17 protein-coding genes are annotated in these 15290 nt (G+C 70.0%); 14 read left to right on the forward strand and 3 right to left on the reverse strand.

Translation table 11 applies throughout. The features are described from left to right. The first annotated feature begins 14 nt into the window (after nucleotides 1–14). The 4 genes from CEK29_RS11050 to CEK29_RS11065 all read left to right on the forward strand — a co-directional run bounded on the left by CEK29_RS11050 (nucleotide 15) and on the right by CEK29_RS11065 (nucleotide 4562). Nucleotides 15–695 (forward strand): response regulator transcription factor, encoded by a 681-nt coding sequence (locus tag CEK29_RS11050; RefSeq protein WP_094799815.1) that lies wholly within the window; start codon nucleotides 15–17, stop codon nucleotides 693–695. Then, nucleotides 682–2064: a sensor histidine kinase gene (locus CEK29_RS11055; protein WP_094858101.1), complete on the forward strand. Its 1383-nt coding sequence runs from the start codon at nucleotides 682–684 to the stop codon at nucleotides 2062–2064. Before CEK29_RS11050 ends, CEK29_RS11055 begins: the two co-directional genes overlap by 14 nt. Before the next feature lie 310 nt (nucleotides 2065–2374). After that, on the forward strand, nucleotides 2375–3556 hold the full coding sequence (cfa, locus tag CEK29_RS11060) for a cyclopropane fatty acyl phospholipid synthase (RefSeq protein ID WP_094799817.1): 1182 nt from the start codon (nucleotides 2375–2377) through the stop codon (nucleotides 3554–3556). A gap of 265 nt (nucleotides 3557–3821) precedes the next feature. Continuing rightward, on the forward strand, nucleotides 3822–4562 hold the full coding sequence (locus CEK29_RS11065; RefSeq protein ID WP_094858102.1) for a hypothetical protein: 741 nt from the start codon (nucleotides 3822–3824) through the stop codon (nucleotides 4560–4562). A 188-nt stretch (nucleotides 4563–4750) separates the two neighbouring features. Here CEK29_RS11065 and CEK29_RS11070 read toward each other — a convergent pair whose 3' ends face one another. Beyond that, on the reverse strand, nucleotides 4751–5323 hold the full coding sequence (locus CEK29_RS11070; RefSeq protein ID WP_094799819.1) for a hypothetical protein: 573 nt from the start codon (nucleotides 5321–5323) through the stop codon (nucleotides 4751–4753). A gap of 236 nt (nucleotides 5324–5559) precedes the next feature. Here CEK29_RS11070 and CEK29_RS11075 point away from each other — a divergent pair, with 236 nt between their 5' ends. From CEK29_RS11075 to CEK29_RS11105, 7 genes are all read left to right on the forward strand, one after another. Then, on the forward strand, nucleotides 5560–6951 hold the full coding sequence (locus CEK29_RS11075) for a chloride channel protein (protein WP_094858103.1): 1392 nt from the start codon (nucleotides 5560–5562) through the stop codon (nucleotides 6949–6951). Between the two features lie 176 nt (nucleotides 6952–7127). Next, nucleotides 7128–8318, forward strand: a complete 1191-nt coding sequence (gene fabV / locus CEK29_RS11080; protein ID WP_094858104.1) for an enoyl-ACP reductase FabV — start codon at nucleotides 7128–7130, stop codon at nucleotides 8316–8318. Nucleotides 8319–8577: 259 nt separating this feature from the next. After that, nucleotides 8578–9504 carry a LysR family transcriptional regulator gene (locus CEK29_RS11085; protein ID WP_094799822.1) on the forward strand — a complete coding sequence of 309 codons (927 nt, stop codon included), beginning with the start codon at nucleotides 8578–8580 and terminating at the stop codon, nucleotides 9502–9504. Between the two features lie 273 nt (nucleotides 9505–9777). After that, nucleotides 9778–9999, forward strand: a complete 222-nt coding sequence (locus CEK29_RS11090) for a hypothetical protein (RefSeq protein WP_141218336.1) — start codon at nucleotides 9778–9780, stop codon at nucleotides 9997–9999. A 98-nt stretch (nucleotides 10000–10097) separates the two neighbouring features. Further along, nucleotides 10098–10478 (forward strand): hypothetical protein, encoded by a 381-nt coding sequence (locus CEK29_RS11095; protein WP_094858106.1) that lies wholly within the window; start codon nucleotides 10098–10100, stop codon nucleotides 10476–10478. Further along, nucleotides 10475–10663 (forward strand): helix-turn-helix transcriptional regulator, encoded by a 189-nt coding sequence (locus CEK29_RS11100; protein WP_094799825.1) that lies wholly within the window; start codon nucleotides 10475–10477, stop codon nucleotides 10661–10663. The genes CEK29_RS11095 and CEK29_RS11100 overlap by 4 nt, the downstream gene beginning before the upstream one ends. A 15-nt stretch (nucleotides 10664–10678) precedes the next feature. After that, the gene (locus CEK29_RS11105; RefSeq protein WP_094858107.1) at nucleotides 10679–11032 is read left to right on the forward strand and encodes an SH3 domain-containing protein; all 354 of its coding nucleotides are present in this window, start codon (nucleotides 10679–10681) and stop codon (nucleotides 11030–11032) included. 3 nt (nucleotides 11033–11035) lie between these two features. Here CEK29_RS11105 and CEK29_RS11110 read toward each other — a convergent pair whose 3' ends face one another. Then, nucleotides 11036–11836 carry a helix-turn-helix transcriptional regulator gene (locus tag CEK29_RS11110; RefSeq protein ID WP_094858108.1) on the reverse strand — a complete coding sequence of 267 codons (801 nt, stop codon included), beginning with the start codon at nucleotides 11834–11836 and terminating at the stop codon, nucleotides 11036–11038. 238 nt (nucleotides 11837–12074) lie between these two features. Between CEK29_RS11110 and CEK29_RS11115 the strand changes: the two genes are divergently transcribed. Genes CEK29_RS11115 through CEK29_RS11125 form a run of 3 tightly spaced genes read left to right on the forward strand, consistent with a single transcriptional unit; the run spans nucleotide 12075 to nucleotide 14396 of the window. Continuing rightward, nucleotides 12075–13043: a Bug family tripartite tricarboxylate transporter substrate binding protein gene (locus CEK29_RS11115; protein ID WP_255176132.1), complete on the forward strand. Its 969-nt coding sequence runs from the start codon at nucleotides 12075–12077 to the stop codon at nucleotides 13041–13043. Further along, nucleotides 13036–13905, forward strand: coding sequence for a PhzF family phenazine biosynthesis protein (locus tag CEK29_RS11120; protein WP_255176133.1), 870 nt, complete (start codon nucleotides 13036–13038; stop codon nucleotides 13903–13905). Before CEK29_RS11115 ends, CEK29_RS11120 begins: the two co-directional genes overlap by 8 nt. Next, nucleotides 13893–14396, forward strand: a complete 504-nt coding sequence (locus tag CEK29_RS11125; protein WP_094858110.1) for a RidA family protein — start codon at nucleotides 13893–13895, stop codon at nucleotides 14394–14396. The genes CEK29_RS11120 and CEK29_RS11125 overlap by 13 nt, the downstream gene beginning before the upstream one ends. Here the strand turns inward: CEK29_RS11125 and CEK29_RS11130 are convergent. After that, a complete protein-coding gene (locus CEK29_RS11130; protein ID WP_094858111.1) occupies nucleotides 14374–15120 on the reverse strand; it encodes a hypothetical protein in 747 nt (248 codons plus the stop codon). The genes CEK29_RS11125 and CEK29_RS11130 overlap by 23 nt on opposite strands. Nucleotides 15121–15290: the final 170 nt, after the last annotated feature.

Consider the following 15290-nt stretch of genomic DNA (forward strand, 5'->3'; position numbering starts at 1 on the left):
GCGGCGTTGTCCGCATGCGCATCCTGGTCATCGAAGACGATCCCTCCATCCTGTCCAACGTGGCGGCCTTTCTGGGCCGGCGCGGCTATATCGTGGATTGCGCCGAAGACGGCCGCCAGGGCTACGCGCTAGCCGCCACGGGCGAGTTCGATCTCATCGTGCTGGACCTGATGCTGCCGCGCATGGATGGCTATGACCTGTGCCGGCGCCTGCGCAACGAGGCACGCTGCGCGACGCCGGTGATCATGGTCACGGCCCGCGACACGCTGGATCACCGCCTCGAAGGCTTCGATGCCGGCGCCGACGATTACCTCGTCAAGCCCTATGCCCTGGCCGAACTGGCCGCCCGCATTCACGCGCTCCTGCAGCGCAGCCAGGGCCGCGTCGCGGCCACCGTGCTGCAAGTGGCCGACCTGCGCTGCGATACCGCCACGCTCGAGGTCTCGCGCAACGGGCGGCGCATCCGGCTGGCGCCCGCGCCGCTGCGCATCCTCACGATGCTGATGCAGGCGAGCCCCGCGGTCGTGCATCGCACCCGTCTCGAAGAGGCGCTGTGGCGCGACTCGCCGCCCGACAGCGACAGCCTGCGCACGCACATCCACCAGATCCGGCACGCCGTCGACAAAGACGAGGCGGTGCCGCTGGTGCACACGGTGCGCGGCATCGGATACCAGCTGCGCGATGCCGCTCTCTAGCCTGCGGCGCGGTCTCGCGCGCAACCTGGTGCTGACCTATGTGCTGCTGGCGTTGCTGGTGGGCGGGCTGCTCACGGCCGTGTCGATCTTCACGGTCACCGGGCTCGAAGCGCATCTGCAGCGTATCGACATGGGCATGGCGGTGCAGCGCGTGCGCACCGAATACCTCGCCGGCCAGGACCCGGGCCGGCCCAACCGCTTCTTTCATGGCGTCGCGGGCAGCGAGGCATTCCCGGCCTGGTTGCGCGAGCTGCCGCCCGGCTTCCACAAGGTCAACCATGACGGCCGCGTCTGGCACGCGATGGTCGATGACAAGGACGGCGATCGCTACATGCTGCTGCGCGACTACACCGACTACGAGCGCAGCCAGCGCGGTTCGCACTGGCTGGCGGTGGGCGGGATGGCCGGCGGCCTGCTGGTGGCGTTCGGCCTGGGCGCGCTCATGATCCGCCGGGTGGTCGCGCCGCTCGCGCGCCTCGCGCGCCAGGTGCAGGGCCGTCCCGGCCAGCCGCCGCGCACCCGGCTTGCCCAGGACTACCCCGCCAACGAAATCGGCGCGCTCGCCGCCGCGTTCGACGCGACCTACAACCAGCTCGAGCAGGCGCTCGAGCGCGAACGCCTCTTCACGGCGGATGTGGGCCATGAGCTGCGCACGCCGTTGATGGCGATCACCAGTTCCTGCGAGCTGCTGCGCGACGATCCCGCGCTTGGGCACGCCGATCTGACCGCGCTGGCGCGCATCGAACGCGCGGCCGCCGACATGCGTCAACGGCTCGACGTCTACCTGATGCTGGCCCGCGGCCGCGATAGCGCGCAGAACTCGTTCGAGCAGGCCAGCGCACAGGTGGTGGCGCGCGATCAGGCCGCGGTCTATGGCCCGCTGGCGGAGCGCCGCGGCATGACGCTGCGGCTGGTCACCGACGGCCCGCTCACGCCGTACTACCCCGTGCCGCTGCTCAGGGCGGTGCTGGGCAACCTGATCCAGAACGCGCTGCAATACGCCGGGCCCGGCGCCACGGTGACGCTGGCCGTGCGCGGTGCGGCGTCCGGCGGACCGCCCGAGGTCGAAGTGAGCGACGACGGACCGGGCATCGCGGCCGACCGCCAGGCCAGCGTGTTCGCGCCGTTCGTGCGGGGCGCCGAGCGGGGCGCCGAGCGGGGCGGCGAGCGGGGCACGGAGCGCGGCGGCGAACGCGGTGGCGACAGCTACAACCTGGGGTTGGGCCTGTCGCTCGTGGCCCGCATCTGCGAGCACCAGGGCTGGCGCGTGAGCCTGCGGTCCGAACCGGGCGCCGGCGCGGCCTTCCGGGTGGTCCTGGCGCCGGGGGACGAGGCCATGGACACGGCCGCCGGCGCGGCCGCCGGCTAGGCCCCCGACGCGGCCAGCAGCGCGGGCACCAGCACGGCCGGCTCGGCCCGCGACGGCACGACGGCCTGGCCTACGGCAAGGGGGCGGGCGTCCGGTTTTGCGCCGGATTCTGCGCGCGCGCAACGGTTTTGATCAGCTTTCAGGGCAGGTGTCTGCCGGGTGTGCCACGGCCCGTGAGCTTGCGCTAAGATTGCCCGGTGCTATCGACATGATCGATTCAATTCATTGGAGAGTCAGCACTCTTTCAAGCAATAGTTATCCGCCGTGAGTCATGATGCCCCAGGCATCGCGTGCAAATGATGGAGTCTGTATGCAGCAAAGAGAAGATTTTCTGGATCTGCCCCCGCAACCCCAACCGCCGGCCGCGCAGAACAACGCACCGCCGGAAGTCCTGGTCGATCTGCTTGCACTGGCCGATGTGCGGATCAACGGCAATCGCCCCTGGGACATCCGCATTCGCGACCCGCATGTTTATAGCCGCGTGTTTTCCAGCTGGTCGCTGGGATTCGGCGAGTCGTACATGGATGGCGAGTGGGAATGCGACCAGCTCGATGAGTTGTTCACCAAGCTCATGAGCGCGCATCTCGAAGATGCGGCGGTGGGCCTCTCCAAGCTGCGCCTGATGGCCGAAGGCCTGCGGCACAAACTCTTTAATCTGCAGTCCAAAGGCCGCGCATTCGAAGTCGGCGAGCGCCACTACGACGCGGGCAACGACGTCTTCGAAGCCATGCTCGATTCGCGCATGATTTATTCGTGCGGCTATTGGGCCACGGCCGACTCCCTCGAACAGGCGCAGATCGACAAGCTCGATCTCATCTGCCGCAAGCTCCAGCTCAAAGAAGGCGAGACCCTGCTCGACATCGGTTGCGGCTGGGGCGGCCTGGCCAAGTTCGCCGCCGAGCGCTACGGCGTGCACGTCACGGGCGTCACGGTCTCGAAAGAGCAGCTCGCGCTGGCGCAGCAGCGCGTGCAGGGGTTGCCGGTGCAACTGCTGCTGCAGGATTATCGCGACCTGCAAGGCACGTTCGACAAGATCGTGTCAGTGGGCATGTTCGAACACGTCGGCCCCAAAAACTACATCACCTATTTCGATACGGTGAAGCGCCTGCTCAAGCCCGAGGGCATGTTTCTGCTGCACAGCATCGGGCTGGCCACCACCAGCACCGCCACCGATCCCTGGATCGACAAATACGTGTTCCCGAACGGCAAGCTGCCGTCGCCCGAGCAGATTGCGCAACCCATCGAAGGCCGCTTCATCATCGAAGACTGGCACAACTTCGGCCAGGACTACGACCGGACCTTGATGGCGTGGTGGCAAAAGTTCGACGCCGCCTGGCCCGAGCTCGGCAAGCGCTACGACGAGCGCTTCTACCGCATGTGGAAGTATTACCTGCTGTGCTGCGCCGGCTTCTTCCGGTCGCGCGAAGGCCAGCTGTGGCAGCTGGTGCTGACGCATCCGACGCGGCGCGACACCTACCGTTCCGTGCGCTGATCGGCGCTCGGCCGGTTTTGCGCGGCCTGTGTTCGCGTCTTCTACGAAGGGCCATCTTGCGGGATGGCCCTTCGCTTTGGCGGCGGGGATTTATGCCCGGGCCAGGTGCGCGAGCGGGGCACGGGCGCCGTCCGGCACGGAACATGCTGGCCCGCGGTACGGCCTGGTTCAGGCCGGACGACGCGCCGCCGCCTTGCCGGGCCCGGCGCGAACGCGATGAGGTTCACACGGGAGGATGGCAATGCGGCTGAGGACGAGCACACGGATGAGCGCGGGGCGGGACGGTGCGGGGCAGGGCGACGCGGGGCAGGGCGACGCGGTTCAGGACGACGCGGGGCAGAGCTACGCGGCTCAGAGCTACGCGGGGCAGGGCATGTCCACAGGCGGCCACCGGCGCGGGTCCGGTAGCAGTGCGCGCCAGGTGCGGACCTGGGTGGCCGGCCTGGCGGCGGCCACCGTCATGGGAAGCGTCGTGGCCGCGGGTAAACCGGTGGATGTTTCGGATGTCGCCATCGGCGGCGTCAAGCTGGGCATGAGTCACCGCGAAGCGATTCGCGCCGCGGCCGCCTATTTCAAGGTCGAGGCCGATCAGATCCGGCCGGACAAATTGGCCGCCGACAAGGGCGCAGCCGGCGCCGGCATGCCGATGTCGTTCAGCTATGCGAGCCGCACCGAGACGCTGCGCGTCTCGTCGGTGTCGCGCACGCCGCCCGACCCGGACCGTCCGACGGCCGTCACGCAGATCACCTACGAGCGCAAGGGCGAGAGCCCCGAGGTGAATCAGTCGGTGCGCGACGCGGCCGTGGCCAAGTATGGTGAACCGACGAGCGGCAAGACGAACCAGGGTGCTTATGCGTGGTGCGCGCAGCCGGGCGAAATGGGCTGCGCCAAGTCCGCCGGCGCCGTGCTGACCGCCACCGGCAGCATGCTCACCTTGCGTGATCGCGGCTACGAAGAGCGCGCGCGGCAGGTCGACAAGGGCGACACGGTGCGCAGGCCGCAATAACCTGGGTGTATGACGCGCGGCGGGGCCAGGCGGCCCGCAGCGGGCGGCTGGGACACCCGCGCGCGGCCCCGCCCGTCCCGTCTGTGCCACCGCGCCCGTCACGCATGTGCCACCGCGCCCGTCACGCACGTGCCGCGGCGCCCGCCACTCAGCCGAGCCCGTCAAGCACGCGCCGCCGCGCCTCTCGCTCAGCCGCGCCGGCGCATGCGCCACGGCCGGCTGTAGAACACCGCCGTCATGATCGCCGTGCCCAGCAGTGCGGGCAGACCGACCAGCAGGAACGCGGGGCCGATCGGATCGCCCGGCCAGCGGTCGTGAAAGTTGCCGAGATACAGCGTCATCGTGCCCACCATGCCGGCGGTCGCGGTGAGACCGAAGCGGCCCCAGGACCAGCGCGACGTGCGCAACGCGCCGGCCAGGAGCCCCGTGCACAGGGCCGGCATCCCGCCGAACAGATACGCCGTCTGGACGCCCGCCACCAGGATGCGCGTGAACGCGTCGGCGTTGAGGTTGCTGATGGACGCGCCCAGCGCCAGCGTGGCCAGCGCCGCGAGCGGTCCCAGCACCAGATAGAGGGTGCCGCCCATCAGGATGTCGCGCAGCGCGAGGGCCGGCGTGTCGGGCACGACATTGCCCTTGACGGCCGGTCCGCCAGGCGCGTTGGCCTGGGCCGCGCGCGCCGCGCTGCGCATGCGCCAGATCACGCCCAGCAGCGCGAACGCCACGAGCGGCAGGAGATAAACGTTGAAGATCGAGTTCATGGCGGAGACCGGGTATGAAAAATGCCCCCACGTCGCACCTTAAGTTTGCTGCCCCCCCGGGGGGGCGTTTTTTGTCTTTGGCCGGCCCGGCAACAAAAAAAGCGCCATGCGGTGCAACGGCGGCGATAGCCTGAATCGTATCAGGCGGCGCGGAGGCGAGAGGGCGCGTGCCGCTTTGAGCGGAATGTCAGTCGGTCCGTGGTACTTTTTCGAGCAGTCTCCACATTCCCATTCCCATGTCGCCGCGCAGCCCGCTCATCCGTCTGCTGACCCACTTGCGCCTGCAGGCGCGCCGCAAGGCACGCCATCTCAGCCGCCTGTCGCGCAAGAGCGTGCAGATGATGGTGCTGCTGGGCGGCGCGGCGCTCGTTGCGATCGTGTCGCTGGGCTTCGCGTGGCTGGCCGATCTGGCGCTCGAGTGGAACGCACGCTGGGTGGAGCGCGCCGGCTGGGCGGCTTTGATCGTGTTGCCGTTTTCGCTGGCGGGTCTGCGCTGGCTGACGCTGCGCTTCGCGCCCAATGCGGCGGGCAGCGGCATTCCGCAGGTCATCGCGGGTCTGTCGCTGCCGCCCGGGCCCGGCCAGACCAGCCTGGTGTCGCTGCGCCAGACGCTCTGGAAAATCCCGCTCGCGTTCGGCGGCATGCTCGCCGGCGCATCGATCGGGCGCGAAGGGCCGTCGGTGCAAGTCGGGGCGGCCGTCATGCTGGCATGGGGCGAGTTCTGGAAGCGTCAGGGCGTGAAGCTGCGCGGCTTTCATGCCAACGAACTCATCGCCGCCGGGGCCGCCGGCGGCCTCGCCGCTGCCTTCAACGCGCCGCTGGCCGGTGTGATCTTCGCCATCGAAGAGCTGGGCCGGGGCACGGTGCTGCGCTGGCAGCGGCTCGTCCTGATCGGCGTGCTGGCCTCGGGGTTTCTGGTGGTGGCCATCGCGGGCAACAACCCATACTTCGGCGTGTTCGAGGGCAAGGCCTTCACCGAGCAGATGCTGGTGTGGGTGCTGGCCGCGGGCATCGTCAACGGCGCGCTCGGCGGTCTGTTCGCCTGGCTGCTGGGCAAGGGCGCCGCCGGCATCGCGCCGCTGCGCTGGCGCGACCGCATCGTCGCCCATCCCATTCTGACGGCCTTCGGGTTGGGACTGGTGGTGGCGCTGATCGGGTTGCTCACGCAGGGCGCCGTCTACGGCACCGGCTATTCGGTCGCGGCCGGTCAGCTCTCCGGCGAGCACCCGGCGCCCACGGGCTTCGGCCTGGCCAAGATCGCAGCGACCGTGGCGTCGTACTGGGCCGGCATTCCGGGCGGCATCTTCACGCCGGCGCTGACCGCGGGCGCGGGCATCGGCGAGCACCTGTGGCAGCTGACCGGCGCCGCGGTGGATCCGCGGGTCCTGGTCCTGTTGTCGATGGCGGCGTTTCTGGCGGCGGCCACGCAGGCACCGCTGACCGCCAGCGTGGTCGTCATGGAAATGACGGGCAGCCAACCCATGCTGTTCTGGCTGCTGGTGGCATCCCTGACGGCGTCGGTGGTGTCGCGGCAGTTTTCGCCGCACGCGTTCTATCACCTCGCCGCCGGGCGCTTCCGCCGCCAGGCGCTGGCGCTGCAGGCGAAGGCGGGCAACGCCAACGGCTGAGGCCGGCGGCGCTTTACCCGCGCTCGACGGCGCGCAACGGGCGGCCCGACGCGGGCCGGCGGCGGGCCTCCGGGGGGCGTCCCGGCCGCCACATCCTATACAATCCCCGCACTCCGCCATCCGCCGCGCCCGAGGGCAGCCGCGGGGCAATCCTATTCCGAATTCGAGACGACGCCATGATCATCAAACCCCGCGTGCGCGGCTTTATTTGTGTGACGACCCACCCGACCGGCTGTGCCGCCAATGTGCGCGAACAGATCGAGTACGTGAAGGCCCAGGGTCCGATCGCCAATGGTCCCAAGAAGGTGCTGGTGATCGGTGCGTCCACCGGTTATGGCCTGGCCGCGCGCATCACGGCGGCCTTCGGCAGCGGCGCCGCCACGCTCGGCGTGTTTTTCGAGCGCGAAGGCGAGGCCGGCAAGGCGGGCACCGCCGGCTGGTACAACAGTGCCGCGTTTCACGAGCAGGCCGAGGCCGCCGGCCTGTACGCCAAGAGCATCAACGGCGACGCCTTCTCCGACGAGATCAAGGCCCGCACGATCGACGCGATCAAGGCCGACCTGGGTCAGGTCGATCTGGTCGTCTACAGCCTCGCGTCGCCGCGCCGCAAGCACCCCAAGACGGGTGAAGTCTTCAACTCCACGCTCAAGCCGATCGGCAAAGAGTTGAAGATGCGCGGCCTCGATACCGACAAGGAAATCATCAAGGAAACCGTGCTGCCGCCGGCCACTCAAGAAGAGATCGACAACACCGTGGCGGTGATGGGTGGCGAAGACTGGCAAATGTGGATCGACGCGCTGTCCGAGGCCGGCGTGCTGGCCCCCGGCGCCAAGACCACGGCGTTCACGTATCTCGGCGACACCATCACGCAAGACATCTACTGGAACGGCACCATCGGCGCCGCCAAGAAGGATCTCGACGACAAGGTGCTGGGCATCCGCTCCAAGCTGGCCGCAACCGGTGGCGACGCCCGCGTGGCCGTGCTCAAGGCCGTGGTCACGCAGGCCAGCTCGGCCATCCCCGTGATGCCGCTGTACCTGTCGCTGCTGTTCAAGGTCATGAAAGAGAAGGGCACGCACGAAGGCTGCATCGAGCAGCTCGACACGCTGTTCCGCCAGGGCCTGTACACCGACAAGCCGATCCAGGACGAGGTGGGCCGCCTGCGCGCCGACCTCAAGGAACTCGAGCCCGAGGTGCAGGGCACCGTGACCGCCCTGTGGAACCAGGTGCAGGACGACAACATCTACCAGCTGACGGACTTCGCGGGCTACAAGGCCGAGTTCCTGCGCTTGTTCGGCTTCGGCATCGACGGCGTGGACTACGAGGCCGACGTGGATCCGGACGTCAAGATCGCCAACATGGGCTGATCGCACGGCCCGCGCGGCCCGTCCGCGCGTCGCGCCAATGACCCCCGCCGTTCCGGCCTGTCCGGACGCCGGGGGTTTTTGTTGGCTGGCGCCGGGATACGGGGCCTGTCACAGGTGGCCCCGCGCCGATCCGGCGCGTCGCCCGCGCTTTGGCGGGCGCGCCTATGCCTTGCCATCCGCTCGTCCGCACCGCCTTGTCGGGCCCGCCGCTGGCCCGCTACCATTCAGTTTTACTGCATCCAGCATTCAGGGCGGCTTCGTGACCGACACCTCCGACATTCGCTTTCTGCTCACGATCCAGGCGGGCGGCAGCCTGCTGGCCGCCGCTCGTGCGCTCGGCGTCACGCCCTCGGCCGTGTCGCAGCGTCTGCAGCAGCTCGAGGCGCGGGTGGGCGCGCGGCTGGTCGACCGCAGCGCACGGCGGCTGCGCTTCACTGACGAGGGCGCGCTGCTGTGCCGGCGCGGCGAGGCGCTGGTGCATCAGCTCGACGAATTGATGCAGGAGGTGCAGGCCAGTCAGGCCGGGCTGCTCGGCCGGCTGAGCGTGTGCGCGCCGCTGGGCTTCGGCCGGCGGTACGTGGCGCCGCTCGCCGCGGACTTTCAGCGCCTGAATCCGCGCATCGAGGTGGCGCTCACGCTGTCCGACGAACCGCTCGCGGTCGCCGCCGAGCGCCACGACGTGATCGTCCACATCGGCGCGCTGCCGGCCTCCAATCTGATCGGCCATGCGATCGCGCCCAACGCCCGGCTACTGGTGGCCGCGCCCGCCGTGCTGCGCCGCTTCGGCACGCCGCAAACGCCTGAGGATCTGGCCGGCATGCCGTGCATCGTGCTGCGCGAGAACAACGAAGACGTGTCGCTGTGGAGCTTCGCCAAGGGCCGCACCACCCGCAGCGTGCGCGTGCCCGCGCCGCTGTCGTGCAACGACGGCGATGTGATCCGGCAGTGGGCGGTGGAGGGCCGGGGCGTGATCCTGCGCTCGGAATGGGACGTGGCCGACGATCTGCGCGCGGGCCGGCTGGTGCGGCTGCTGCCCGGCTGGAAGGCGCCCGACGCCAACGTCGTGGCGCTCACCCACGATCGCGCCGGGCTGCCACGCCGGACGCGCGACTTCATGGCGCATCTGCAGGCCGGCTTCAAGGGCGGCGCGCCCTGGCGTCTGGCGCGCACGCCGGAGGCGGGGTAGGGCCAGGGCGACGGCGGCGCTATTTCGGCGCAGGGGCAGCCGAGGGCGCAGCCATGGGCCTGGCGCGGCAGCACGCTGCGTGCGCCGAAGCATGCGCACTGTCGGGCGCTGCCCCCTGGGCAGTCACGGATCCGTCGGCGCACGCACGTTGACCCGCCGGGAACGCTTCGTGCTCGGTACCGAAGCCCGCCCGCCGCTGCGCGCTGCTCCCCGGGCGTCCCGCGCCGGCCTCGCCATTGATGCCAGGCGCGCTTTCATCCACGCGAGGTACTCATGCGGCCATTGCTGATCCTGCTCATTGTCGTGACGGTGGTGTTGGCGCTGTCTCAATGGTTTGGCTCGAACGCCATCGGCGAACGTGCGCAAGGCGGATACGACGGGACCAGCACCCTCGCGCCGGGGCAGCATGCCGAGGCGCAACGCGATGCCCGCGACGCGCCCGGCAACGCGGAGCGCGCCACGCAGCAGCTGAAACAGGGCGCGCAGGGCAACTGAGGCCCGCGCCCCGACCTTCCGGACTGTGTAAAGCAAGCTTGACACTGCACGTCGGTCGATGTCAAACTTGCTTTACATCATCACAACGGAAGTTTCTCGTGTTCAAACAAAAGCGTTACGCCGTCGAACTCTGCGCCGCCCTCGTGCTCTACGCCGTGTTGCTGGTCGGGGCCAATCTGATCGAAGCGGCGCTCGATCCCGCAGGCGGTCTCAAGATTGCGATCAATCTGCTGCCGATGCTGGGCGCGCTCGCGGCCGCATGGGCCATCATGCGGGCGCTCTGGCAGATGGACGAGCTGCAGCGCCGCATCCAGCTCGACGCCATCGCGATCTCGTTTCTGGGCACCGCGCTGATCACGTTCGGCTGGGGCTTTGCCGAGGGGGCGGGGCTGCCGCAGCTGCGCGCCTTCGCGGTGTGGCCCATCATGGCCACGCTGTGGGCGGTGGGGCTCGTGATCGCGCAGCGCCGCTACCGATGAACAACAGCATCAAGCAATTGCGGCTCGAGCGCGGCTGGAGCCAGGCCCAGCTGGCCGAGGCGCTCGCCGTCTCGCGCCAGACGGTCAATGCCATCGAGAACGGCCGCTACGATCCCAGCCTGCCGCTCGCGTTCGTGATCGCACGCGTGTTCGCGCTGCGCATCGAAGATATCTTCCAACCCTGATCACCGGAGTCCACCTTGAAGTACCGCGTCCACACCGCGCATCGCAGCGAGTATCCCGATCCGATCCGCTTCGAGCGCCACACGCCGCTCGTGGTCGGCGAACGCTATGAGGGCCCGGAGGGGTGGGACGACTGGTATTTCTGCTCGGTGGCCGGCCATGACGGCGGATGGGTGCCGGCGCAACTCATCGAGCACATGCCCGATGGCAGCGCGCGGGCGGTCGAGGCCTACAGCGCGCGCGAGCTCGACGTCGATCCGGGCGAAGCGCTGCTCGCGCGGCGCGAGCTCAATGGCTGGGCGTGGTGCGAACGCGAGACCCTGCCCGACGCGGGCTGGGTGCCGCTGGCGAACCTGACGCCGCAGGCCTGAGCTTCATTCGTCCGCATCCGTATCGAGCGCTGCGGGCAACGCGGTCGTCGCGTCGACCGCGCGCAGCAGGCGGCCGAGGTGTCCGCTGCTCGAGAAGCCAAGCTCGTTGCTCACGCGGGCCAGGCTTTCGCCCAGCGCCAGCCGCTCGCGCGCGGCCTGTGCCACCAGCATGCGCCGCAGCGTGACCGGCGAGACCCCATACACATCGAGGCAGGCGCGCTGCACGGTGCGCGGCGACAGGCCCAGCGTGTTCGCCGCGTCGGCCACCGTGGACGGCGGGGTGCCTTCCTGGAGCTGCCGGCGCAGGCTGGCGGCCCAGCGCAGTGCGGGATTGTCGGGGCCCGTTTGCGCAAGCGTGGCCGTGCGGCTGCTGTCGAGCTGCGCGAGCAGCGCGGCGACCAGGGACGGCACGGCGCGGGGCGAGAGGGCGGGCTCCCACAAGGCATCGAGCATGGCCTGGGCGGCGCCGTCGAGCTGAAGAATGCCGCGCGCCCCGCAGGCGCGCAGCAGTTCGGGGGCGAGATAGAGCTCGCCATGTTGTTGCGTCACGCTCTGCGCGCGCGTGCTGTGCTCGCAATGCGAGGGCAGCAGCAGCGCCTGACCCCGCACCAGCCGGCCGCGCCGGCGCGCGGCGCCTGCATCCTGCCAGGCGGTGTCGAGGACGCCCGCGCGCGGCCACAGCAGCATGGCGCAATCGTGTTCGTGCCAATGAAACGTGTAGCGCGGCTGCCGGCTCGCGGCGAGCGCGAAGCCCGTTTGGGCGATCAGATCCAGCTTGGAAGAGAGCGGAGCGCGGCGCGTCATGGCGGTAGTGCAGGGGTGCGGCGCAACGGCGCCGGCCCGGTCGGTGGCGGGTGAGGGTGGAGTCAGTATCGGCGGGCGCACGCGTTTGCGCAATGGCGGGCGATACCGGTTACGAAGCCGCGGCCCCCGGCGCCCGGCCCCTGTCGTGTTTTGGATCGCGCCGTGTCGCGGGCGGGATCGCTCGCGCTGGCTACCGTCCTTACGATAGGCCGCACTAAACCACGACAAGGGGATGTGCATGATGCGCACGCTTTCACTCACTCTGCTCCACGGCCTGATGCTGTCCGCGATACCCGCGCTGAGCTCTGCCCAAGCCGCCTGGCCGGACCGGCCCGTCACGCTGATCGTGCCGTTCCCGGCCGGGGGCGGCACGGATCTGGTCGTTCGAACGCTGCAACCCGCGCTCAGCAAGCAACTGGGCCAGACCGTCGTCATTCAGAACGCGGGCGGCGCGGGGGGCACGGTGGGCTCCGGGCAGGCCGCCCGCGCCAAGCCCGACGGCTACACGGCGCTCGCCGTGACCACCAGCACCACGGCGCTGGCGGCCAATCTGTACAAGAGCCTGGCGTATCGCCCGGACCAGGATTTCGCCTACGCCGGCTTCATCGGCACGTCGCCGTATGTGCTGGCCGCGAATCCCGCGCTGAAGGCGACCACGCTGCCCGCGCTGGTCCAGGCCCTGAAGGCGCGCGGGCAGGGCACCTATGCATCGGTCGGTGCGGGCACGCTGTCGCACCTGCTGGGCGATCTGCTCAAGAAAGACGAAAAGCTCGATATCACCCACATCCCTTACCGGGGCGCGGCGCCTGCCTATACCGACCTGATCGGCGGGCAGGTGGACATCATGTTCGACAACCCCGTCGGGCTCGCGCCCTTCGTGCAGAGCGGCAAGCTGGTGGCGGTGGCCACCACGGCGCCCACGCCGATTCTGCCGGGCGTGCCCACCTTCGCCGCGCAGGGCATGCCTGCCTACACGCAGCTGCTGTGGTACGGCCTCGCGTTCCCGAAAGGCACGCCGGCCGACATCGTGACGCGCATGAACGGCGCGCTCAACGCTGCCTTGCGGGATCCGGCCGTGGCGGCCGACCTGGCCGCCAAGGGCGTCGATGTGCGGCCCGACACGGCGGCCGCACTCACGGACAGCGTCACCAAAGACCTCGCCTTCTGGGGCACGCTCATCAAGCAAAACGGAGTCCAATTTGACTGAGTACTACACGAACCCGCCCGCGCCTCCCCCGGCGGGCGCGGCCGCGCTGTTGCGCGTGTTCGTCGACACGTCCGCCGCGCGGGCCGGCGGCAATCCCGTTCCGCTCGTGCTGGACGCACGCGGTATGAGCGACGCGGCCATGCAGGCGCTGGCCGCGCAGCACGGCCACGAGTCGGCCTTCGTCCTGCCGCCCGACGCGCCCGACGCGCTGTGCCGGCTGCGCTTTTTCGTGCCGGGCCACGAGATGGAAATGTGCGGCCACGCCACGGTGGGCAGTCTGTGGGCCCTGCGCCAGTGGGGCCGCTGGACCACGCCGCGCACGCGGGTGCAGACGCTGAGCGGCAGTGTCGACGCGGAATGGGACGAGGCGCGCGGCGGGGCCTGGATCTCGCAGCCCGCCGTCTCGCTCGAGCCGCTGCCGCAGGCCCACTGCGAAGCGATCGCACAGGTATTGGGCATCGACGCGGCACACGCGGCCGTCAACGCCAGCACCAGCCGGGTCAAAACGCTGGTGCGCATGCCGGATGCCGAGGCGCTGGACGCATTGACGCCCGATTTCGGTGCGATGCGGGGGCTGTGCGAGCGCATCGGCTCCACCGGGCTGTATCCGTACGCCGTGTCCGCGGATGGCGTCTTCGCGCGGCAGTTTCCCAAGGCCTCCGGCTATCCCGAAGACGCCGCCACCGGCATCGCCGCCGCCGCGCTGTGGGGCTACCTGGACAGCGTGGGCGCTATTCCCGCCGGCGCGATCTGCACGGTGTACCAGGGCAGAGCGATGGGCTCGCCGTCCGCGATCCATCTGCGCCGCCGCGCCGATGCGCCCGGATGCTGGCTGAGCGGGGAGACGCAATGGATGGCCTGACGCCGCATGCCGCCATCGAGGCGCGGCTGGCCGCGGCGGGCCTGGCGCTGCCGGCGCCGCCCACGCCGCGCGGCAGGTACGCGCCGTTCCATGCCTATGCGTTGGCGGACGCCGCATTCGTGTCGATCAGCGGCCAGGCCAGCCGCGACGCGGGCCGGCCCGTGCAGGGGCGCTCGCGTGCGGGCGATGCCTTGGAGCCGGCCCGGTCTGCCTGCGGCCGCGCGGCGCTGGCCGGCCTGGCCGCGCTGGCGTCCGCCTGCGGCGGTGACCTGGGACGCGTGCGGGCCATCACGCAGTTGCGCGGCTATGTGGCGTGCGATCCCGATTTCGAGGCGCACAGCGCGGTGCTCGACGGCGCGTCGCAGGTGATCGAACTGGCGTTCCCGGATCTGGCCCGACCGGCGCGCAGTGCCGTGGGCGTCACGAGCCTGCCGGGCGGCTGCTGGGCCGAAGTGGAGTTGTGCGCGATCATCGCGCCGTGCCGACGCTGAAAAAGCCCATGGCCTCCAGATCCGCCTGCAGCGCGCGGGCGAGGGCGTCCAGCGCCACGTCGTGATCGATCCGCACGCGTACCCGCGTGTCGCCCGGCGCCTGGGTGAGCTGCACGCGGCCGTGCAGGGCGGGCACGTACAGCACGGCGCCCCAGGCAGCGTCCTGCCGGTGCGCGGCCGGCGCATGGCGCTCCACGCAGGCGATCACGTCGGCCAGCGCGCGGGATTGGGCGGTAAAGAGCTCGAGCGTGACGCGGTCCAGGCCCGAATCGAAGCTGCGCCACGCGGGCGAGGGCGGCGGGGGCGCGTGCGGGCCCCAGTCGAGCGGATCTGCGAAGCCTCGCGGCATCCAATAGGCCCGGTCGTCGTGGCGCGGCAGCACGAACAGCGCCGCGCGCGCCGGGCTGTAGAACACCTTATCGCCGTCGATGGTCTGGCCGAACGGCACGGCGCGCGCCGCCTCGTCCAGCCTCAGGTCGTCCTCTTCCTCCCACAGCTCATCGAACCACTCGCGCACGAACGCCTGCTCATCGGCGGTGGCCGCCATGATCTCGTCGGGCAGCCACACGATCAGCCGTCCGTCGTACATGCCCGCGCCGAGTTCGGTGACGTGTTCTGCGTATCCGGGTGGCAGCGGCGCGCCCAGCCAGTCGGCCAGCGCGGCCAGGCGCGCCGGATCGGCGAGACGGCGTTTTGGAGTGACGAGGTAGGGAGCGGCGGGCATCGGGCGGGGCGAGAGCAGGGATGCTGCACTGTATACGAAGGATCCGCGTCCGCCGCGGGGCGCCGCCATCATGTCCCAGGTGATTGTGCATTTCTTGGCTCTGGCTGGCAGGACATGCGGCCTCTACAGTACGCCCATGCCCTGACAGAAGTAATGAGCACGCAGACCGG

The sequence above is a fragment of the Bordetella genomosp. 5 genome, from assembly GCF_002261475.1.
Classification (GTDB): Bacteria; Pseudomonadota; Gammaproteobacteria; order Burkholderiales; family Burkholderiaceae_B; genus Bordetella.